The organism is Desulfovibrio porci (genome assembly GCF_009696265.1).
Classification (GTDB): Bacteria; Desulfobacterota; Desulfovibrionia; order Desulfovibrionales; family Desulfovibrionaceae; genus Desulfovibrio; species Desulfovibrio porci.
In genome coordinates, this window is the sequence record NZ_VUMH01000001.1 from 237,845 (window position 1) to 257,210 (window position 19,366).

A 19,366-nucleotide genomic window follows, 5' to 3' on the forward strand; every position below is an offset into this window, starting at 1 on the left:
TTTTCACCGCTCCCTTTTATGCTGCATTTCCTCACCACGGTTCTTTCGCTCTATGTCATCGTCCGCCTGATCCTGCCCCTGCGACTGCCGCTCTGGGTCAAGCTTGTCCTTGCCCTGCTGGTGCTGCTTTTCGCGCTGAAACTCTATTTTTTCCGTCTGGCCTTCGGCACCATGATGCCCGAGCTGCCGCGCTGGTTGATGGCCGCCACAGGGGTGCTGCACGGCTCGCTGGTCCTGCTGATCATCCTCTGCGCGCTGCGCGACGCTTTGCTGTTGGCGCTCTGGCTGGCGCGCAAATTTCTGCCTCAACTGCCGGCCCTGTCCTTTTCCAGCGGACAATGGGCCGCGGGCCTGCTGGCGCTCTCCCTGCTGCTGAGCGCGACGGCCGTCCGGCAGGCCCTGCGCGTGCCGGACGTGCACAAGTTCAATCTGGTCCTGCCCCGTCTGCCGCGGGCTCTGGACGGTCTGCGCATCGTCCAGCTTTCGGATCTGCATATCAGCCCGGCCTTTCCCCGCGACTGGGTCCGGGCCGTGGTGGACAGGGTCAACGCGCTCAAGCCGGATCTGATCGTGATCACCGGCGATCTGGCCGACGGGCCGCCCGCCCGGCGCAACGAAGACATCGCGCCTCTGGCGCACTTACGCGCGCCCCTGGGCGTGTTTTCCTGCGCGGGCAACCATGAATATTACTGGGGCTACCAGGGCTGGATGAAAAAAAGCCGCGCACAGGGCATCCATCCCCTGGAAAACGCCCATGTGGTTCTGGAAACGCGGGGACGGCAACTGGTGCTGGCGGGCGTCACGGATCAGGCGGCCCCGGCCTTCGGCCTGCCCGGCCCCGACATCCCGCAAGCCTTGGCGGGCGCGCCCCCGGACGCCACGCGCATCATGCTGGCCCACCGCCCCCGCCTGATCGCGCAGAGCGCCGAGGAGAATGTGGACCTTCAGCTTTCCGGCCATACCCACGGCGGCCAGCTGGCCGGGGTCAACCAACTGATGGCTTTTTTCAACGACGGCTTTCTGGCCGGAAACTATCACGCGGGAGACGCTACTCTGTATGTGAGCCCCGGCAGCGGCCTGTGGGCGGGCTTTCCCCTGCGCCTGCTCGTGCCTTCGGAAATCACGGAGATCACGTTGCGCGCCCCGCGCAGCGCGCCATAAAGGAGCCGGCGGCGGTTTCCGTCCGGAATACGCTGAAAGTCTCACGCCTCCCCCTTGCCATTTTCCGGGTTTTGCAAAATAGTGAGCTATGCCCGACTCCGGTTGAAAAAGAGGAAAAAGGTCACAGTTGATGGAAAAGCAATGGTCATCAGAGCCTACGGGGCGTTTCGCCCTGAGCCTTCAAATGCGCCTGCTGCAGCAGAGCCTGGCGGCCTGGCCGCGCCGGGGCGCAAGTCTTCTGGAAATCAACTGCGGCGAAGGTCTGTTCCTGCCCCTGCTCTGGGAATGCGGTTTTGACGTGACCGGCACGGAGCGGACGCCCTGCCTGCGGGCGCAGGCGGCCATCAATGCCGCCGCCAAAGCGGAGGTGGAAGCCGCCGCCGATGATCACCTGCCTTTTGAGGACAATGAGTTTGACTGGGTTGTGCTGCATGTTACGGCCGCCGACGGCGACGCTCTCGCGGCCAGTGTGCGCGAGGCCTTGCGAGTGGCGGCACGGGGTCTGGCCGTGACCTTCTGGAATACCGCCTCCCTGCCCGGTTTCTGCCGTCGCCTGAGCGGCCGCAAGGCCGTCTGGCCCGCTCCGGGCCACAGCTGGTGGCGCGTCTGGCGGCTGTTCAGGGGTTTCAGAACCGGCCGCCTGACCAGCCTGAGCACCCTTGCCGGGCCCATGCGCACCTGGAACAGACAATGCGCCGCCGCGCCCTGCAATACCTGGCTGCGCGGCCTGCCGCTGGGCGCATGGAGCATCATCCGTCTGGATCTGGCCCCGCTCAGACCGGTGACGCCTCTGCCCCTGCGCCTGGGACGGGGACGCTTGCGCCGTCCCGAACCGGCGCTGGAATGCGGGCAGAAAAATCTTGCCTCTCCCCTCAACAAACGGCGGAAAAGCTCATGAAGCTGCCCCTGCTTTCCCCATTGATCGCCATGGCGCGCGCGCATCTTCTGGCCCTGACCGTGGCTCTGCTGGTGGCGGCCCTGACTGCGGGAGGCTTTTACGGCTGGCGCTATTACCAGTACCGCCAGAGCAGCGAGTACGCCTTTGTCCGCCTGACCGCGGCCCTCACGCCGCCCAAGCCGGAAGAACTGGCCCTGCTCGTGGATTTCAACACCCTCTCCGAACATCTGGCCAAGGCCGTCACAGAAGTTTTTGCCTTTTTCAAACGCGGACCGGATCAGATTCATGATCTGAAAAACATCATCCAGACCGGCCTGCTCAAAAAATTCCTGAGCAAGGAAGAACCGCCCAAGGGCGACGCGGCCAAAGAGGATGATCCGCAAAAACTGCTGCAACAGCCGCTGATTCTGCTGCCGCCCGACTTTCTGGCCCAGCTCACCTCCAGCCTCAGCATGCGCCGGGCTGAAAACGGCACGGTCCTGATCTCCGCCAGCATCCAGCATCCGCAGCTGAAGCGCACCTTTCCCCTGATCCTCAGCATGGAGCATGGACCGGACGGCTGGGTCGTCCGCGACCTGGTCAACGCCGCTGAACTGGCCAAACAGCTTCGCGCCGCCCTGCTCGCGCGCCTGACCGCCCGCCATGATGTGCTGATCCGCAAGAACGCCGCCACCCGCAAGCGCATGAACGGCATTCTGGCCCTGCAATCCTGCACGGCCAGCGCGGGCCTGCTTTCCGACGGCAAAACCCTGGTGCTGGTGGCGCATGTGCTGGCCCGCAACACGGGTGACGTTTCCGTGAACAATCTGGACCTGGACGCCACCTTCAGCGGTCCGGACGGCACGAAACTGCTGCGCCGTTTTCTCAACACGGCCCGGCCCATCGCGCCGGGCGAGGATTTCGAGCAGCGCTGGAGCATCGAACTGGACGGACAGAGCCCGCAGGGCCAGCGAATTCTGGCGGCAGGGCCGCTCACCTGCTCCGCCGGCTGGCGCACCCTGGGGCTGAGCAATGCCGAAGTGCTGCATATTGTCGATGTCCCCGACATTCTGAAAGCCTGCAACAAGCCGGGGCATAATCATCCTTTGGGTTTCTGCCTCTCGCCCATCTTTCAGAACCGATTCCGGCTGTCGCTGCAAGACGAATGAGGAAGTACTTTCAGCAGGTTAGCAGCGGAGTGAAAAATATGGCTTTTCTCTCCAGGGCATCTATGCCATAGTGAAGCGGTTCGAATACGAAAGCTTCCGCCGACGCACATCCGGCGGCATTTACGCAAGGAGCCTCACATGCAGGGCCGTAGCCGTTCCATTCATCTTTCCGTGCATATCCACAAAGATCCTGCCGCCATGGCCGAACGCGCCGCCCACATCCTGGCGGCGGCCTGCGAAGAAGCCGTGGCCGAGCGCGGCGTATTCAAGATCGCCCTTTCCGGCGGGCAGACCCCCATCCCTCTTTTCAGCCTGCTGGCCGCCAGCGACTGGGCGGACCGGCTGCCCTGGGATAAAATGACCTTTTTCTGGGTGGATGAACGCTGTGTGGGGCCCGAGCACCCGGAGAGCAACTACGGTCTGGCCCGGCGCGAACTGCTGAGCCATGTGCCGGCCATGCACTTTTTCCGCATGCGCGGCGAAGCCGACCCGGTGGAGGCCGCCGTCAAGTACGAACAGCAGATCCGCAACGACTTCAATCTCGGCCCGCAGGAACTGCCGCGCTTCGACTTCATGCTGCTGGGCATGGGCGAGGACGGGCACACCGGCTCCATCTTCCCCAACTCTCCGGCCTTGGCCGAGAAAAAACGCCTGGTCATTGACCAGTACGTGCCCGAACGCAAGGCCGACCGTCTGACCCTGACCCTGCCGGTCATCAACAACGCCCGCTGCTGCATGTTTCTGGTCACCGGCGCGGAAAAACACGACGTGCTTTCCCGCGCCCTCAATCTTCTGGCCGAGCCCACCCTGCCCGCCCAGATGGTCCGGCCGAGCATCGGCGATCTGATCTGGGTTGTGGACGAGGCCGCCGCCACCGGCAAATAAGCGTCTCTCCTCAAGGGCGCGGTTCCATTTCGCCCGTCGCGCCGCCGGTTTCGAAACCGGCGGCGTTCATTTTTTCCAGTCCCCGCAGAATGCGCGCCTTGCAGATCAGTTCCGGGCGATATTCAAAATGCATGAGGTCGTACTCGTGCCACTTGCCGCCCCAGATGAAGCCCTGCGATTCAAAAGCCGTCACAATGGCCGGAGGATAACTTTGCTGCATGGGATGGGGCCGCAGGCGGCTCCAGCGCCAATAGGGCGCGCGCCGGGCGCTCAGGTCCAGGGCCACGCCATAGGCATGCGGGCTCAGACGTTGTTCCCCGGCCACGCGACGCCACAAAAAACCGCCGTCGGACTTGAGCAGACCGCGCAGTCCCGGCTCTTCGCGCACGGCTTCTGCCAGCAAGGGTTCCACTTTTCGCAGGGCCAGCGCCGCCGCTTTTGCCATGCGGACGGGCTGCCCCAGCAGCAGCGCCGTGTGCAGCCCCCTGCCCACTTCTCCGGCATCCGCGCCGTACAAGGCCGCCAGCAGGGCGTAGGAGCGCCGCCGCCCGGGCGCGACGCCCGACGGAGTGGCGGGACGTTCCGGCTCCAGCGGATAAAGGTCGGCCATGCTGGTCCGCACGTCCACATTCCAGGGGTCAGCCTGAAGCTCGGCCCGCCCCCGGCTGTAAAGCACCCGGCGGCCGTCGGCCAGCACCAGCCATTGCGCGCCGTCGCCGTCACGCTCCAGGGCGCTCACGGCGGGATAGGACAGGCGCAGACAGTAGAGATTGAGCGCGTCCTCCGCCGGGGCATCCGGCACGGACGGCAAGGCATGGACCATGCCGGGCGCGCAACCCAGCAGCCAGCAAAGCAACAAAAAACAACGCATGTCCCAGCCTGACGCGACCCGCCCGCGCTTGTCAAGGCGGGCGCTTTTGCGTACATCAGCGGCCATGCCTGCCTGGAAATTCTTCATTGCGACCTTCGGCTGCAAGGTCAACCAGTACGAAAGCCAATCCCTGCGCGAAGCCTGGCAAAAGCTGGGCGGCGTGGAATGCGACGCGCCGGGTGAGGCCGACGTGCTCTGCGTCAACAGTTGCGCCATCACGGCCAAGGGCGAACGCGACGCGCGCAACGCGGTTTTCCGTCTGCGGCGCGAAGCCCCGGCCGCCCGTCTGATCCTCACCGGTTGCGCGGCCCGCCTGTTCGCGGACTTCCGCCCCCGGCCCGGCGCGGTCTGGGCCGAGCCGGATCTTCTGGTGCCGCAGGAGGACAAAAGCCGCCTGTTGCGCGGTCCCTGGCCTGAGGAGAGCATTCCCGCGTTCCCGGCGGCCCCGGCTTTTCCACCTTTTCAGATCAACGCATTCCGACGCGCCCGGCCTGTGCTCAAAGTGCAGGACGGCTGCGCCCACCGCTGCACCTACTGCATTGTGCCGCTCACGCGCGGCAAGCCCCGCAGCCGCGCCCCGCAAGAGGTTCTGGACGAGGCCCGCCGCCTGCTGCGCGCCGGTTACGCGGAACTGATGCTTTCCGGCGTCAATCTGCGCCAATACGGCCGCGACGTCCCCGGTTACGGCGACTTTTGGGACCTGCTGCGCTTTCTGGACGAAAACCTGGCCCCGGAATTCGCGGGCCGGGCACGGCTGCGGATCAGCTCTCTGGAGCCGTCGCAACTGGGCGGACGCGGCCTGGAAACCCTGACGGCCTGCCGCCTGCTCTGCCCGCATCTGCATATTTCGCTTCAGCACGCCAGCCTGGCGGTGCTCAAGCGCATGGGACGCGGCCATTATACGGCGGCCATGCTGGAAGAAGCCGTGGCCGCCCTGACGGCCCACTGGCCGCGCATCGGGCTGGGCGCGGACATTCTGGTGGGCTTTCCCGGCGAAACGGATGAAGACCTGCGCCTGCTGCTGGAACTGATTGAACGCCTGCCCCTGAGCTACGCGCACGTCTTTCCCTATTCGCGGCGGCCAGGCACGGCGGCGGACGCCTTTGCCGGTCATCTGCCCCAGGCTGTCAAGCTCAAACGCGCCGCCCTGACGCGTGAGGCCGTGGCGCGCCGCCACCAGCGCTTTTTGCGGGACCAACTCGACCTGCCGGGCATGCTGGTGGCCGCCGACGCCTCGAAACACGTTCCGCCGGAAGCGGAGCGCGAAGCTCCGGAAATCGGTGACGGCCCCGGCGTATGGTGCAAGGGCGTCAACGAATTTTACGCTCCCTGCCTGTTCCGCGCCCCGGCGGCGGGTGCGGCTGGTCAGCCCGACGCGCTGACCGGCCTGCTGGCCGCGCGGCCCGTGCGGGTCACGGAAAAAGGCCTGCTGGTGGAACTGAAAAAAAATGAAGCATGAAAAAAGGGGGCCGAAGCCCCCGTTTTTATATGCGGCGCATGCTGCCTAAACGCTGATTTTGCCGCCCAGCATCTTGATAAAGGCCGCAATCCAGGCCGGATGCGCGGGCCAGGCCGGAGCCGTGACCAGATTGCCGTCCACCACCGCGTTGGTGAAGGTTTCATTGGTGTCGGCCCAGGTGGCCCCGGCGTCCACCACGTCGGGCTTCACCGCCGGGTAAGCGGTGCAGGTGCAGCCTTTCAGCACCCCGGCGGAGACCAGTATCTGCGGGCCGTGGCAGACAGCCGCAATGGGTTTTTTGGCCGCGTTGAACTCACGCACGATTTCCAGCAGGCGGGAATTCAGACGCAGATATTCCGGGGCGCGGCCGCCGGGCACGACCAGCCCCGCGTAATCGGCAGTATTGACCTTGTCGAAATCATAATTGATGACAAAATTGTGGCCGCGCTTTTCAGAGTAGGTCTGGTCGCCCTCAAAGTCATGAATGGCGGTCTTCACCGTATCGCCGGGCTTTTTGCCGGGGCAGACGGCATGCACTTCATAGCCCACCATCTGGAGCATCTGAAAGGGCACCATCACTTCATAGTCTTCCACAAAATCTCCGGCCAGCAATAAAATCTTTTTCATGATCTTTACTCCTTGGACAGGTCCCGACGGGACCGCCATGCATGGCCCCGGCGGGGCCCGGTTGACGGGTTCACGGCGCCAGGAAGAGCTTGTCGCTCTTGCCTTGCCGATATGCATTCTTATATATGCAGGCAAGGCCCGTCGGCAAGCCCCACTGCCGGCTCCGACGGACGAACATTCCTGCTGCCGGAGGCCGTTATGCCCATGTACGACTTTCTCTGCACAGCCTGCGGAGAAAAATTTGAGGAATTGGTCCTGAACGGGGAGGCCGCGTCGCCAGCCTGTCCCCAATGCGGGTCCACCGCCACGGAACGCCAGATGAGCGCCCCGAGCCCCCTGAAAACCGGAGCGTTTCCCTTCAAGCCCGGCCCGGTGCGCCCCATGGGCACGGGCATGCCCTCCTGCGGCGGTTCCGCCGGAGCGGGCGGCTGTGGCGGTGGCGGTTTTTCCTGAGGAAGCTAGCCGCAATCCGTCGGATTGCCATACTGAAAGGCCACCGTTGCAACGGCGGCCTTTCTTGCATTCCCCCGCCCCTTGCTCTACACTTCCCGGATACAGTTCGCAGCAGGAGAAGTTATGCTCCGCAGTATGACCGGTTTTGGCCGCTGTCTGGTGGAAAACGCCAATATCACCCAGCAATGGGAAATCAAAAGCGTCAATGGCCGCCATCTGGATCTCAAATGGCGTCTGCCCGTGGCCGTGCGCAGTCTGGAGCCGCGCCTGGAAAAAGTGGTGCGGCGCTTTGCCGCGCGCGGCCGGGTGGACATCAGCCTGGTCCTGCAATACGCGGCCGGTTCCGCGCCCAGTCCGCGCTTCGACAGTCTGCAGGCGACGGCCATGCTGGAAAGTCTGCACAGTCTGGCCGCCTCACGCGGTGAGGATTTCAGGCCCGACTACAATGTCCTGCTGCAGATTTCCTCCCTGTGGGGCGACACCGGCGAAGAGCTGGACGAAAACCTCGTCGCCCTGCTGGAGGACGGCCTGGCTCTGGCCCTGGAGGACTGGAACGAAGCCCGCGCCGCCGAGGGCCGCGCCCTGGCCACGGACATGCATTCCCGCATTCTGCGCATGGAGGAATGGACCGGCCTCATCGCCGAACGGGCCCCGGCCATCAAGGAAGAACGCGCCAACCTGCTGCGGGAACGTCTGGGCGAGGCCCTGGCCCAGAGCGGACAAGAGCTGGAGGAAACCCGCCTGCTTCAGGAAGTGGTCGTCCTGGCCGACCGTCTGGATGTCAGCGAAGAGCTGACCCGCCTGAACACCCATCTGGAGCGTCTGCGCAATCTGTTGCAAAGCGGCGGCGACGCCGGACGGCGTCTGGATTTTACCCTGCAGGAATGCTTCCGCGAGATCAATACCTGCGGCAACAAGCTGCCCGACGTGCAGCTTTCCCGTCTGGTGGTGGATTTCAAGAACGAACTGGAAAAATGCCGCGAGCAGGTCCAGAACTTGGAATGAACCCATGCCCGGCGACAAACTTATCAACATAGGTTTCGGCAATTACGTGCTGGCCGGACGGGTGGTGGGCATCGTCAACCCTTCCTCCTCGCCCATGAAGCGCCTGCGCGAGGACGCGCGGGCCGAGGGACGGCTCATCGACGCCACCCAGGGACGCAAGACGCGCTCCATTCTGGTGACGGATTCCAACCATGTGATCCTCTCCTCCATCCAGCCTGAAACCATCAGCCAGCGTTTTACGCAGGAGGAAGGAGACTGATGCGGCGCGAAGGCATAGCTCTGGTTCTGAGCGCCCCGTCCGGGGCGGGCAAAACTACCCTGATCAAGCGGCTTCTGGCGGAATTTCCGCATTTCGGCTATTCCGTGTCCTGCACCACGCGCCGGCCGCGCCAGGGCGAAGTGCACGGCAAGGACTATTTTTTCCTGAGCCGGGAGGAATTCGAACGCTGCCGCGCGGAACAGTCGTTCGCGGAATGGGCCGAAGTGCACGGCAATTTCTACGGCACGCCGCTGGCGCCGGTCAAAGAGATGCTGCGCCAGGGCCAGGACGTGCTCTTTGACATTGACGTGCAGGGCGCGGCCCAGCTCAAGCTGACGCTTGAGGAAGCGGCCTTCGCCTTCATCCTGCCGCCGAGCATGGCCGAGCTGGAGCGCCGCCTGCGCGGACGCGGCCTGGACGACGAGGAAACCATCCAGCGCCGCCTGAACAACGCCCGCCGGGAAATGCTTGAAACACGCTGGTACGACGCTCTGGTGGTCAACGACGATCTGGATGCGGCCTACGACGCCCTGCGGGCGGTATACCTGGCGGCCACCCTGGCTCCGGGCCGCAACCCCCGGCTGGTGGAAGAACTGCTCGCCCGCTGAACCCGGCGCAACCGTCCGTCACGGCAAGGAACATCAATGGCCCAGCTTATCGTCGCTCTGGATCTGCCCCGCAAGGACGCGGCTCTGTCCCTGGCCCGGGACCTGCAAGGTCTGGTCCCCTGGTGCAAAATGGGCATGGAACTGTTCACCCTGGCCGGACCCGGCCTGCTGGAGTCGCTCAGAACTCTGGGGTTCAAGGTTTTTCTTGATCTGAAATTTTACGACATTCCGCATACCGTGGGCCGGGCCGTCAAAGCCGCAGCCGCCGTGGGCGTGGACCTGCTGACCCTGCATTGCCAGGGCGGCGGGCGCATGTGCCGCGAGGCCCGCGCGGCCGTGGACGGGCTGGCGGCGGACAGTCCCGCGCGCCCCCTGCTCTTCGGCGTCACGGTGCTGACCAGCTTCGCGGCAGGCGAAATGCCGGGCATCGCCGCCGCTCCGGCGGATTTCGCCATGAATCTGGCGGCCGACGCCCAAGGCTGGGGCCTGGACGGCGTGGTCTGCTCCGGCCAGGAAGCGGCGCGCATCAAGGCGGCCTCCCCCGGCCTGCTCTGCCTCTGCCCCGGCATCCGTCCGGCCGGAACCGCCGCCGGCGATCAGCGCCGTATTATGACCCCGGCCAAGGCCGTGGCCGCCGGCGCGGATTTTCTGGTGGTCGGCAGGCCCATTCTGGAAGCGCCTTCCCCGGCTGAGGCCGCGCGGCGCATTCTGGCGGAAATGGACGCCGCCGAATAATAGAAGGAACAGTCATGCCCGAAGAAAAAAAAACCGCCACGCCCGCCGGGCACGCCGCTGACAGCGGCAAAGCCGAGGTGCGCGGAGTATTTTCCACCCAGGAAATCCGCAGAGTGGGCACCGGCACCACGACCCGCAAAACCGTGCAGAAGACTTTCTGGTTCATTGAGCAGCACGGCGACGTCATTGAGTGCCAGCCGCTCAACCCCAATTATGTGCCCAGCGGTCCCAAGCGCAAGATCACCATGGACGAGTTGATCAGCAAGTTCGCGCCGGAACCGGAGTTTTACCTCAATTCCGTCTATCCCAAGATGCAGGAATTGCAGCATGCCGTGGACAACGGGGACGAGCACCGCGAAAAAGGCGAAAATTTCGCCGCCGAGTATGAATATTCCCGCGCGCTCAAGGTGGACGAGGAAAACGTGCGGGCCAACTTCGGCATCGGCCTGACCTATATGGAACGCGGCGACGTGGAAAAGGCCCAGGACATTTTCGAGCGTCTGGTCAAGCTCGACGCAGCGTTCGAGTCCGAGCACAAACATCTTTTCAATGAATTCGGCATTAATCTGCGCAAGAACAAGATGCTGCAACAGTCCGTGGAATATTACCAGCGCGCCCTGGAGCTCTCGCAGAACGATGAAAACCTGCACATGAACATGGCCCGCGCGCTTCTGGAAACCAAGGACATCAACGGTTGCATTGATTCCCTGCTCAAAGCCCTTGAAATCGCCCCCACGCACGAAGCCTCGCTGAAATTCCTGGCCTGGATGATCCAGAAAAACCTCGTGCCCGAAGACCGCCAGGAGGCCGTGCGGGAAGCGCTGCGCGCCCTGGCGCAGGCGGCGCAGGATTCAGGCCCGGCAGAGTGAAAAACTGGCAGTTCCGCGAAGGTCCCGCCGGCGCGCCGCCCGCCGCCTGGGCCGAGCGGCTTTCCATCTCTCCGCTTCTGCTGGAGATCCTCTGGCGGCGGGGCCTCACCGAGGCCGGGGCCATGGAGGATTTTCTTTCCGCGCGCCTGAACGCGCTTACCCCCCCCGCCCGCTGGCCGCAGATTCCGCAGGCTGCCGAACTGCTGGCCCGGGAACTGCTGGCCGGCAAAAAGCTGGCGGTCTGGGGCGATTACGACGTGGACGGCATCACGGCCTCCACCCTGGTTCTGGACGTGCTGGAAGCTCACGGCATCCAGGCCGGGCGCCATCTGCCGGACCGCCGCAGCGAAGGTTACGGCCTGAACATTCCGCAGGTTGAAGCTCTGGCCGCGCAGGGCTACGGCATATTGCTGACCGTGGACTGCGGCATTTCCGATGTGGAACCCGTACGCCGCGCGCGAGAACTGGGCATGAGCGTGGTGATCTCCGACCACCATCTGCCCCCGGCGGAACTTCCTCCGGCCCAGGCCGTCTGCAATCCCCGGATGGGCGAACCCGGCGATTCGCCCTGCCCGCATCTGGCAGGCGTGGGCGTGGCCTTTTACCTCATGGCCGCCGTCAACGCGACCCTGGCCCCGCACACGGGCAAACGCTACAAAATGGACGAAGCCCTGGACCTGGTGGCGCTGGGCACCCTGGCTGACGTCATGCGCCTGACCGGCGAAAACCGTATTCTGGTGCGCGGCGGCCTGGCCACGCTGGCCAGAGCCGCGCGGCCCGGCATGGCGGCCCTCAAGGTGGTCAGCGGCTTTGACGCGGCGGCTTCCCTGAGCGGCGGGCAGGTGGTCTTCCGTCTGGCCCCGCGCATCAACGCCGCCGGGCGCATGGGCGCGGCGGAGCTGGCCCTGCAATTGCTGCGCGAAAAAGACTACGCGGCCGCCGCGCGTCTGGCCGCGCAACTGGACGCCCTGAATACCGAACGCCGCGCCGAGGAGGAACGCATCCACGCCGCGGCCCGCGTCCAGGCGTCGGAACTGCTGGAGCGCAGATCCTGCACGGGTCTGGTGCTCTACGGCCCGGACTGGCATCCCGGCATTGTGGGCATTGTGGCCTCCCGCATTGTGGATGAATTTTACCGGCCCACCATTATCCTCTGCGAAGACCAGGGCAGCCTCAAGGGTTCGGGACGGTCGGTGCGCGAATTCGACCTGCATTCCGGCCTTGCGGCCACGGCTTCCTGCCTGCTGGGTTTCGGCGGGCACCGCCTGGCCGCAGGGGTGCGTCTGGAACGGCAGCGTCTGGAGGAATTCCGCGAACGCTTCGACGCCGTGGTCACCGAAACCCTCGGTCCGGAGCCGCTGCGCCCCAGCCTGACGCTGGAATGCGAACTGGACTTCGCCCAGGCGGGCGAACAGAGCTTTTTAAAGGAACTGGAACTCATGCAACCCTTCGGGCCAGGCAACGCCGAGCCGGTTTTCGCCTCGCCGCCGCTGCTGGTCAAGGAACGCTCCTTTCTGGGCCACAGCCGCGAGCATGTGCTGCTGCGCGTGCAGGACCAGAAAAGCGGCGTCACCCTCTCGGCCAAGGCCTGGCGCATGGCCGAGGCCCTGCCGCCTTCCCTGCTGGGCCGGACCATCCGCCTGGCCTACACTCCCCGCATTGACACCTACAACGGCATCGCCTCCGTGGATATCGGCGTCAAGGACTGGCGGCCCGCATAAAATCTGTCGCCAACGCCGCAACGGCGGCGGCAAAGCCGCCGCCGTTGAAAACCTCACACGACCTTGCTCAGCCCAGCAGTTCCCGCAGCAGCGGCCCCACTTCGCTGGGCCGCGCGGCGACCTTGGCCCCGGCCCTGCGCAGGGCGGCGGTTTTGCCTTGCACCGTGCCGTGGCCGTGGCTGGCGATAGCCCCGGCATGTCCCATGCGCTTGCCTTCGGGCGCGGTACGGCCGCCCATGAAGACCACCAGAGGCTTGGTGAAGACCTTGGCCTCCACGGCCTCGGCCACTTCCTCCTCCATGCTGCCGCCCAGTTCCCCGATGATCACCAGGGCGTGGGTGTCCGGGTCTTCCTGATACATGGGCAGAAGCTCGGCGAAACGGGTGCCCGGCACCGGGTCGCCGCCCACGCCCACCAGCGTGGTGACGCCGAAGCCGCCCTTGATGATCTCGGCGGTCACTTCATTGGTCAGCGAACCGCTGCGGGTCATAACGCCCACATGCCCTTTTTTGTAAACGCTGTCGATCCAGTAGGGGATAATACCCAACAGCGCCTCGCCCACGGAAATGATGCCCGTGGTATTGCCGCCCACCACCATGGCACCGCAGGAAAGCGCGGCCTTGCGGATCTGCACGCTTTCATGCAGGGGAATGCCGTCGGCTGTGGCGCAGATTTTGCGGATGCCCGCGTCCAGGGCTTCAAAAATGGCGTCCTTGGTGAAACGCGGCGGCACGAAGAGCATAGCCACGTCGGCGGGATGCTCGCGCATGCCCCGCCGCACGCTGTGGTAGACCGGCACGCCGGCCACGTCCTGCCCTTCCTTGCCCGGCGTGACGCCGAAGACCACCTGCGTGCCCATTTCTTTCATGTGTTTTGTCCAGAACGAGCCTTCCTTGCCTGTCACGCCCTGAACTACCACCCGGCTGTCTTTATTGACAAAAACACTCATTATGCCCTCCCCGCCGCCAGTTCCACGGCTTTGCGCACGGCTTCCTCTGTGTCGGACAGATTGGTGAGCCCGGCCTGTTTCAGGGTTTCAAACGCCTCGGCCTCGTTGGTGCCCCGGATGCGCAGCACCACGGGCACCTTGGGATTAAGTTTTTTGATGGCCTCCACCACGCCGTCGGCCATGACGTCGGCCCGCGCTATGGTGCCGAAGGTGACCACCAGAATCACCTTGCTGGGCGTTTCCAGGCAAAGTTCCATGGCGCGCACGGCCCGCGTGTAGTTGGCGCCGCCGAAATCCACATAGGTGGCCACGCTGCCGCCCGCGTCGTGGATAAGGTCGAAAACCGTGGTGGTCAGGCCGGAACCAGCGCACATCAGCGCGATGTCGCCGTTGAAGCGCAGATAGGGGATGCCCTCCTGCGCCGCCTCAAATTCCACGTCCGAGTCGAAATAATCGCGGCTCAGCGGATAACGCGGCTGCCGGGGCAGGGAGTTGTCGTCAATGATCAGTTTGCCGTCGCCGGCCACGGCCCGCCCGTCGCCGGTAATGAACAGGGGATTGATCTCGGCCAGTTGGGCGTCCCGGCTGCGGAACACCTTGTACAGGCCGCGAACCACCGCCCCCGCCTGTTTGCCCGTATCGCCGGAAAGGCCCATGCCGTAGACCAGATTGTTCACATGATAGCCGCCGAGCCCCTCGGCCATATCCACATTCACACGGACGATCTTTTCCGGCTGTGTGGCGGCCAGGCTTTCAATATCCACGCCGCCCTCGGCGCAGCCCATGAGCAGAGCCGTGCCCGTGACCGGGTCCACCGTGATCGCCAGATAAATTTCGCGGGCAATGTCCACAGCCTCTTCCACCAGCAGCATGCGCACGTTGTGCTCGGAGGCGAACAGTTCTCCGGCCTCCTTCCTGCCCGCCGCCGCGTCCTTGACCACCCGGATCAAACCGGCCTTGCCGCGCCCCCCGCGCAAGACCTGGGATTTGAGCACGCAGGGAAAGCCCGTTTCCGCGAAAGCCGCGTCCAGCTCCTTCACGGAGCGGACAAGCACGCCTTTGGGCGTCGCTATGCCGCATTCCCGGAAGGCTTCCTTGGCCTGGTATTCAAAAAGATTCATAACAGCTCCTTTTTCAAGAAATCCGGTATGTCGATCCCCGGATTATTTGCCGTGCTTCTTCCAGAACTCGCCCCACATTTCCTCGTCCGTGAAGCCCCAGGGCGATACCGGCTCATTGACCCAGGTCACGTTGATAAACTGCTTCCAGTGGACGTTTTCCGTGGTGATGTTGCCGCCCCAGGTGCCGCAACCCAGCGTGGCCGTGGACGGCATGCGGTTGAAGGGGTGCCCGCCGTTGCCCGCGCTCATGGGCTGGCGCACGGTCACCCGCGAGGTTTTCATGTGCGCGCCGAGATAGTCGATGTAATCCCGCCGCCAGGTATGGATGCCGCAGGAGTGGCCGCGCCCCACCCTGCTGGTCAGTTCCGTGAGAATACGGTAGGCGTCCTGGAAGTCGGCGGCCTTGTAGACGGTGAGCACGGGCGAAATTTTCTCGTCGTGGAACTTGTCGTCGGCAATGGGCTCCCGCCCCTCCACCAGCAGTATGTCCGCGCCGTCGGGGATGGCGATGCCCGCGCCGCCGGCAATGACCTTGGCGGACTTGGCGATGATGTCCGGGTTGAGGGCCAGCTTGCCCTTGGCGTTGACCTTCCACATATGGTTCTGGAGCTTTTCCCTGTCCGCGCCGCTCACCAGGTGGCAGCCGTGGGCCAGCATCTCTTCCATAAACGGCTCGTAGACGTCGGCCACGGCGATGACCGCGTTCTCGGAAGAGCAGGATGTGGCGTAGTCAAAGAGCTTGCTGGCGCAGATCATTTCGGCGGCTTCCACAAGGTCCGCGTCCTCGGCCACAATGGCCACCGCGTTGCCCTGGCCCACACCGTAGGCGGGCGTGCCGCTGGAATAGGCCGCGCGCACCACGGCCCCGCTGCCTGTGGCCACCACCAGATCCGAAACCCGCATCAGTTCCGCGATGCCGTCGCGGCTGGAGTCCTCAAGAATCTGGATCAAATCCTCGGGCGCGCCGACTTTTTTGAGGCCTTCGCGCATCATCCTCACGGTTTCCGCCGTACATTTGAGCGCGCGGGAACTGGCCTTGAAAATGACGGCGTTGCGGCCTTTGACGATGCCCACAGCCTTGCCGCCGCAGGTGGCCGTGGGATTGGTGGCGGGCAGGATGGCGCAGATCACGCCCACAGGCTTGGCGTATTTCGAGATGCCGCTGGCTTCGTCCCGCTCCATGAGGCCCACGCTCACCGCGCCCTTGATGTCGTGCATAACGCCGCCGACCTTGCGCTTGTGCTTGAGGATTTTGCTTTCCACATTGCCGTAGCCGGTTTCTTCCACCGCCATCCGGGCCAGCTTGGCGATGTTTTCATCGCGGTACACCTCCCAGCCGATGGCCAGACAGACCTCGTCTATCTGTTCCTGCGTGTACTCGGCCACAGCCTCCTGCGCCTTGCGGGCCAGTTCCATCTGCTCTGCCACAGTTTTCATCGTATCCGCTCCTCTCACGGTTTGGGGTGATGTAAAAAGCGTCTCTGCCGCCAACGCGGCAGAGACGCGCGGCTTGCATTACTTTTTATTGAGCTCCTGGAGGAGCTCCTGGAGCTTGGCCTGTTTGTCCTTGAACATTGCCTGCACCTTGGCGCGGTCAAGAATCAGCATGGGAGAGTAGCTGTCCTTCATGCGTCTGAGCACTTCCTCATCATTGAACATCTTGACGACAATTCCGGCGGCCTTGTCCACGATGGCCTGATCCACGCCCTTGGGCATGGCGTAGCCGCGGAAGTTGACGCTCGTGTCATCCACGCCTTTGTATCCCAGTTCCTGGAAGGTCGGCACATCGGGCAGGAATTCGTGCCGCTTCACATCCGCGATGGCCAGAATGGTGAGGCGATCCTGGGCGCGCCCGGCATCGGAAAGATTGTTGAAGCCCGCCATCACCTTGCCGCTCAGAACGCTTTGCATGGCGTCGGTGCCGCCCTTTTCGGGAATATAGGTGCACTTGATGCCGGCATCCTTCTGCAACTGCAGGGTGGCGACATGATGGCCCACATAGAGGCCCGCTCCGTTGATGGTCAGCTTGCCGGGGTTCTCCCTGGCGAACGTGACCAGGTCGTCAACGGACTTGATAGGACTGTTCTTGGCAACCACCAGCACGGCCGGATCCGCGCCCCAGTTGGCCAGCGGCTCAAAGGTGTCAACGCTGTACTTGGTCTTGTAGATGATGGATTGGGCGATGAAGTGCGGCATGTTATAGGCAGTGATAGTCAGGCCGTCACGGCTGCCCCGCTCCATCATCCAGTTCCAGCCGGTCTGGCCGCCCGCGCCGGGCTTGTTCAACACGACAAAGGGCTGACCGAAGTATTCCTTCTTCTGGGCCACCATGCAGGAAATGCGGGCCTGCAGATCCGTGGCGCCGCCAGGCGTATAAACCACAACCAGACTCACCGGAGCGGCTGGATAGCCGTCCGCCGTTTGAGCGGCATGGGCCACAGCGCCGGAAAACGCGATGGCGCACAGGCACAGGAGGGAAAAAAGACTTTTTCTCATCTCAACTACTCCTTAAATAAAATTCGGTTAACAGCCGGAACAGCCGCACGTCAGGGCCATATCTCGCCAAGGGGGATGAGCACGCCCAGCCCCCAGGAAAACAGCAGCCACAACCCGCCCACAAACAAGGCGCAGCCCAGCGCGCGCTGGGCCACAATGCGCCCGTTCAGAGGCGTCGGGTTGGCCAGAAGCGAACCCGCCCAAAAGTAGAGAAAGGAGGCCGCATAAAAGCCCAGGGGCAGCAGTACGGCAATATAGGCCAGCGTAAGCGCGAACAGCTTGAGCACCAGGGGGAAGGGATAGCCCTTCAGGGCCTCGAGCAGGTTGCTCCCTCCCCGTCTGTACAGGGCAAGGACGTATTGCAGAATATTGACCCCGGCCATAAAGCAGATCAGCAACCGGGGCAGGAGGCCCGCCTCTTCTGACAGATCCGACACATTGACCGCGAACAGGGCCGTCAGGAGGCTCATGCAGACCGCAGCCATAAATTCCCGTTGCAAGAAAATCATGGAAGCCTCCTATGCCTCGGCCGCGCGCTTGCGGGCGTACTTTATTTCGCCGACGATGCCCCAGGCGAAGCTGAACACGCTCAGGGCAATGAGAATCAGATTGAGTTCTCCAGTGCAGAAGTAGGAGAACAGGCCCACATCCGTTTCAGCGATCATTCTGCCGCGCAGGAAGTTCTCTTCGGCGATGGGGCCGAGAATTATGCCCAGCACCAGGGGCGCGCTGGGGAAGCCCAGCTTGTCCAGCGCAAACATGGCCATACCCAGCACGAACATGATGAGCACATCGGTAAAATTGTTGGACACGCAGTACGAGCCGAAAACGCAGAGGATGACCACGGCCCCGAACATGATGTGATTGGGCACGTTGGCCACATACTGCGAATAGCGCGAAGCCAGAATGCCCAGGGCGAACATGGCGAACTGCGCCAGCAGGAGACCACCCAGGAAGGTATAGGTGACGCCGGCATGCTTGGTGAACAGATCCGGCCCAGGGAAAAGACCGTGGATGAGCAGGCCGCCCAACAGCACCGCCGCCGTGGGCGAGCCGGGAATGCCCAGCGTCAGCATGGGAATCAGGGCAGGCCCCACAGTGGCGTTGTTGGCCGATTCCGAAGCACAGAGCCCCTCTGGGTTGCCCTGGCCGAAGCGTTCGGGGTGCTTGCTCAGTTTTTTTACCTGGTCATAGGCCATGAGCCCTGCAATCTGGCCGCCTGCGCCGGGGATGATGCCGACGACAGTGCCCAGCGTGCTGCCGAGGGTGAGAGTGCGCGCATAGGTGGCAAGGCTCTTGACGACGCGCCGCAGCATGCCCTTCTTGGCCTTCACGTCCAGCTTGGCCAGTTTCACATGGGCATCGCGCATGAGGTCAATAACCTGCGGTACGGCGAAAAAACCGATGAGCGCGGGCACCAGGGCAATGCCGCTGGAAAGGTCTTCATGAAAAATAAAACGCGGCTCACCGGAAATCTGGCTGTAGCCGATGGTTGAAATGAGCATGCCCAGCGCGCCGCCGAACAGCCCCTTGAGCATGCCCCCGGACGACAAGCCGGTGATGACCGTGATGCCGAAAATGGCCGTCCAGAAAAGTTCCGATGGGCCGAAGCGCATGGCGAAGCGGGCCAGCGGAGGCGCGAAACAAAGCAGCACCAGCACGCCGAATACGCCGCCCACCACATGGGCGCAGAAACTGGTATACAGGGCTTCTTCGCCACGCCCCTGCTTGGCCATGGCCGGCCCCTCCATCAGGGTGGCGATGGAAGCCGGCGCGCCGGGAATGCTCAGCAGAATGGCCGAAATGCTGCCGCCGGCTACGGAACTGGTGTACACCGCCCCCAGCATGATCAGCGAGGTGGTGGGCGGCATGTAGAACGTAAAAGGCACCATGAGCGCCACGGCCATAGTCGGCGAAAGGCCGGGCATTGCGCCGAAAAACAGCCCGCCGATGGAACTGGCAATCAACACCAGCAGGTTCAACCAAGAAAATACATCAGGTAGATATTGAAAAAATTCCATTAGAGTGTCCTCTCTTACCCTTGGTGTGCGTGCCGCTTACCCGACCACACACTTTCGCTGTATCGCATGCCCGGCGCCGT

At 63.7% G+C, this 19,366-nt stretch carries 20 protein-coding genes; 12 read left to right on the top strand and 8 right to left on the bottom strand.

Features of this window, described 5'->3' with window-relative positions:
- The first annotated feature begins 18 nt into the window (after window positions 1–18).
- The 4 genes from FYJ44_RS01035 to pgl all read left to right on the top strand — a co-directional run bounded on the left by FYJ44_RS01035 (window position 19) and on the right by pgl (window position 4,092).
- Window positions 19–1,161, top strand: a complete 1,143-nt coding sequence (locus FYJ44_RS01035) for a metallophosphoesterase (protein WP_154508349.1) — start codon at window positions 19–21, stop codon at window positions 1,159–1,161.
- A gap of 130 nt (window positions 1,162–1,291) precedes the next feature.
- Window positions 1,292–2,059 (top strand): class I SAM-dependent methyltransferase, encoded by a 768-nt coding sequence (locus FYJ44_RS01040; RefSeq protein WP_154508351.1) that lies wholly within the window; start codon window positions 1,292–1,294, stop codon window positions 2,057–2,059.
- Window positions 2,056–3,207: a translation initiation factor IF-2 gene (locus FYJ44_RS01045; protein ID WP_154508353.1), complete on the top strand. Its 1,152-nt coding sequence runs from the start codon at window positions 2,056–2,058 to the stop codon at window positions 3,205–3,207. Before FYJ44_RS01040 ends, FYJ44_RS01045 begins: the two co-directional genes overlap by 4 nt.
- A gap of 138 nt (window positions 3,208–3,345) precedes the next feature.
- On the top strand, window positions 3,346–4,092 hold the full coding sequence (pgl, locus tag FYJ44_RS01050; protein ID WP_154508355.1) for a 6-phosphogluconolactonase: 747 nt from the start codon (window positions 3,346–3,348) through the stop codon (window positions 4,090–4,092).
- A 10-nt stretch (window positions 4,093–4,102) separates the two neighbouring features.
- Here pgl and FYJ44_RS01055 read toward each other — a convergent pair whose 3' ends face one another.
- Window positions 4,103–4,963 carry a M15 family metallopeptidase gene (locus tag FYJ44_RS01055; protein ID WP_154508357.1) on the bottom strand — a complete coding sequence of 287 codons (861 nt, stop codon included), beginning with the start codon at window positions 4,961–4,963 and terminating at the stop codon, window positions 4,103–4,105.
- Window positions 4,964–5,027: 64 nt separating this feature from the next.
- Between FYJ44_RS01055 and FYJ44_RS01060 the strand changes: the two genes are divergently transcribed.
- Window positions 5,028–6,422 (top strand): MiaB/RimO family radical SAM methylthiotransferase, encoded by a 1,395-nt coding sequence (locus tag FYJ44_RS01060; protein ID WP_195840925.1) that lies wholly within the window; start codon window positions 5,028–5,030, stop codon window positions 6,420–6,422.
- Window positions 6,423–6,467: 45 nt separating this feature from the next.
- On the opposite strand, the gene FYJ44_RS01065 is transcribed toward FYJ44_RS01060, so the two are convergent.
- Window positions 6,468–7,049 carry a DJ-1/PfpI family protein gene (locus FYJ44_RS01065; RefSeq protein WP_154508361.1) on the bottom strand — a complete coding sequence of 194 codons (582 nt, stop codon included), beginning with the start codon at window positions 7,047–7,049 and terminating at the stop codon, window positions 6,468–6,470.
- A 198-nt stretch (window positions 7,050–7,247) separates the two neighbouring features.
- Between FYJ44_RS01065 and FYJ44_RS01070 the strand changes: the two genes are divergently transcribed.
- The 7 genes from FYJ44_RS01070 to recJ all read left to right on the top strand — a co-directional run bounded on the left by FYJ44_RS01070 (window position 7,248) and on the right by recJ (window position 12,699).
- Window positions 7,248–7,502 carry an FmdB family zinc ribbon protein gene (locus FYJ44_RS01070; protein ID WP_154508363.1) on the top strand — a complete coding sequence of 85 codons (255 nt, stop codon included), beginning with the start codon at window positions 7,248–7,250 and terminating at the stop codon, window positions 7,500–7,502.
- Window positions 7,503–7,625: 123 nt separating this feature from the next.
- Window positions 7,626–8,507 (top strand): YicC/YloC family endoribonuclease, encoded by an 882-nt coding sequence (locus tag FYJ44_RS01075; RefSeq protein ID WP_154508365.1) that lies wholly within the window; start codon window positions 7,626–7,628, stop codon window positions 8,505–8,507.
- A gap of 4 nt (window positions 8,508–8,511) precedes the next feature.
- Window positions 8,512–8,766, top strand: a complete 255-nt coding sequence (locus FYJ44_RS01080) for a DUF370 domain-containing protein (protein ID WP_154508367.1) — start codon at window positions 8,512–8,514, stop codon at window positions 8,764–8,766.
- Window positions 8,766–9,374, top strand: coding sequence for a guanylate kinase (gene gmk, locus FYJ44_RS01085; protein ID WP_154508369.1), 609 nt, complete (start codon window positions 8,766–8,768; stop codon window positions 9,372–9,374). Before FYJ44_RS01080 ends, gmk begins: the two co-directional genes overlap by 1 nt.
- 36 nt (window positions 9,375–9,410) lie before the next feature.
- Window positions 9,411–10,109: an orotidine-5'-phosphate decarboxylase gene (pyrF, locus tag FYJ44_RS01090; RefSeq protein ID WP_154508371.1), complete on the top strand. Its 699-nt coding sequence runs from the start codon at window positions 9,411–9,413 to the stop codon at window positions 10,107–10,109.
- Window positions 10,110–10,123: 14 nt separating this feature from the next.
- On the top strand, window positions 10,124–10,978 hold the full coding sequence (locus FYJ44_RS01095) for a tetratricopeptide repeat protein (protein WP_154508372.1): 855 nt from the start codon (window positions 10,124–10,126) through the stop codon (window positions 10,976–10,978).
- Window positions 10,975–12,699 (top strand): single-stranded-DNA-specific exonuclease RecJ, encoded by a 1,725-nt coding sequence (gene recJ, locus FYJ44_RS01100; RefSeq protein ID WP_288229644.1) that lies wholly within the window; start codon window positions 10,975–10,977, stop codon window positions 12,697–12,699. The genes FYJ44_RS01095 and recJ overlap by 4 nt, the downstream gene beginning before the upstream one ends.
- A 67-nt stretch (window positions 12,700–12,766) precedes the next feature.
- On the opposite strand, the gene FYJ44_RS01105 is transcribed toward recJ, so the two are convergent.
- The 6 genes from FYJ44_RS01105 to FYJ44_RS01130 all read right to left on the bottom strand — a co-directional run bounded on the left by FYJ44_RS01105 (window position 12,767) and on the right by FYJ44_RS01130 (window position 19,286).
- Window positions 12,767–13,648, bottom strand: a complete 882-nt coding sequence (locus FYJ44_RS01105) for a succinate--CoA ligase subunit alpha (RefSeq protein ID WP_154508376.1) — start codon at window positions 13,646–13,648, stop codon at window positions 12,767–12,769.
- Window positions 13,648–14,769, bottom strand: a complete 1,122-nt coding sequence (locus FYJ44_RS01110) for a succinate--CoA ligase subunit beta (protein WP_154508378.1) — start codon at window positions 14,767–14,769, stop codon at window positions 13,648–13,650. The genes FYJ44_RS01105 and FYJ44_RS01110 overlap by 1 nt, the downstream gene beginning before the upstream one ends.
- A gap of 42 nt (window positions 14,770–14,811) precedes the next feature.
- A complete protein-coding gene (locus FYJ44_RS01115) occupies window positions 14,812–16,206 on the bottom strand; it encodes an aldehyde dehydrogenase family protein (RefSeq protein WP_154508380.1) in 1,395 nt (464 codons plus the stop codon).
- 78 nt (window positions 16,207–16,284) lie between these two features.
- Entirely contained in the window at window positions 16,285–17,265 is a 981-nt protein-coding gene (locus FYJ44_RS01120) for a tripartite tricarboxylate transporter substrate binding protein (RefSeq protein WP_154508382.1), read from the bottom strand.
- 50 nt (window positions 17,266–17,315) lie between these two features.
- Entirely contained in the window at window positions 17,316–17,774 is a 459-nt protein-coding gene (locus tag FYJ44_RS01125; protein WP_154508384.1) for a tripartite tricarboxylate transporter TctB family protein, read from the bottom strand.
- A 9-nt stretch (window positions 17,775–17,783) separates the two neighbouring features.
- Window positions 17,784–19,286: a tripartite tricarboxylate transporter permease gene (locus tag FYJ44_RS01130; protein WP_154508386.1), complete on the bottom strand. Its 1,503-nt coding sequence runs from the start codon at window positions 19,284–19,286 to the stop codon at window positions 17,784–17,786.
- Window positions 19,287–19,366: the final 80 nt, after the last annotated feature.

Bases quoted from the DNA above. Each gene is read 5' to 3' on its own strand.
- FYJ44_RS01035 (WP_154508349.1), top strand. From the start codon at position 19: ATGCTGCATTTCCTCACCACGGTTCTTTCGCTCTATGTCATCGTCCGC.
- FYJ44_RS01040 (WP_154508351.1), top strand. From the start codon at position 1,292: ATGGAAAAGCAATGGTCATCAGAGCCTACGGGGCGTTTCGCCCTGAGC.
- FYJ44_RS01045 (WP_154508353.1), top strand. From the start codon at position 2,056: ATGAAGCTGCCCCTGCTTTCCCCATTGATCGCCATGGCGCGCGCGCAT.
- pgl (WP_154508355.1), top strand. From the start codon at position 3,346: ATGCAGGGCCGTAGCCGTTCCATTCATCTTTCCGTGCATATCCACAAA.
- FYJ44_RS01055 (WP_154508357.1), bottom strand. From the start codon at position 4,963: ATGCGTTGTTTTTTGTTGCTTTGCTGGCTGCTGGGTTGCGCGCCCGGC.
- FYJ44_RS01060 (WP_195840925.1), top strand. From the start codon at position 5,028: ATGCCTGCCTGGAAATTCTTCATTGCGACCTTCGGCTGCAAGGTCAAC.
- FYJ44_RS01065 (WP_154508361.1), bottom strand. From the start codon at position 7,049: ATGAAAAAGATTTTATTGCTGGCCGGAGATTTTGTGGAAGACTATGAA.
- FYJ44_RS01070 (WP_154508363.1), top strand. From the start codon at position 7,248: ATGCCCATGTACGACTTTCTCTGCACAGCCTGCGGAGAAAAATTTGAG.
- FYJ44_RS01075 (WP_154508365.1), top strand. From the start codon at position 7,626: ATGCTCCGCAGTATGACCGGTTTTGGCCGCTGTCTGGTGGAAAACGCC.
- FYJ44_RS01080 (WP_154508367.1), top strand. From the start codon at position 8,512: ATGCCCGGCGACAAACTTATCAACATAGGTTTCGGCAATTACGTGCTG.
- gmk (WP_154508369.1), top strand. From the start codon at position 8,766: ATGCGGCGCGAAGGCATAGCTCTGGTTCTGAGCGCCCCGTCCGGGGCG.
- pyrF (WP_154508371.1), top strand. From the start codon at position 9,411: ATGGCCCAGCTTATCGTCGCTCTGGATCTGCCCCGCAAGGACGCGGCT.
- FYJ44_RS01095 (WP_154508372.1), top strand. From the start codon at position 10,124: ATGCCCGAAGAAAAAAAAACCGCCACGCCCGCCGGGCACGCCGCTGAC.
- FYJ44_RS01105 (WP_154508376.1), bottom strand. From the start codon at position 13,648: ATGAGTGTTTTTGTCAATAAAGACAGCCGGGTGGTAGTTCAGGGCGTG.
- FYJ44_RS01110 (WP_154508378.1), bottom strand. From the start codon at position 14,769: ATGAATCTTTTTGAATACCAGGCCAAGGAAGCCTTCCGGGAATGCGGC.
- FYJ44_RS01115 (WP_154508380.1), bottom strand. From the start codon at position 16,206: ATGAAAACTGTGGCAGAGCAGATGGAACTGGCCCGCAAGGCGCAGGAG.
- FYJ44_RS01120 (WP_154508382.1), bottom strand. From the start codon at position 17,265: ATGAGAAAAAGTCTTTTTTCCCTCCTGTGCCTGTGCGCCATCGCGTTT.
- FYJ44_RS01125 (WP_154508384.1), bottom strand. From the start codon at position 17,774: ATGATTTTCTTGCAACGGGAATTTATGGCTGCGGTCTGCATGAGCCTC.
- FYJ44_RS01130 (WP_154508386.1), bottom strand. From the start codon at position 19,286: ATGGAATTTTTTCAATATCTACCTGATGTATTTTCTTGGTTGAACCTG.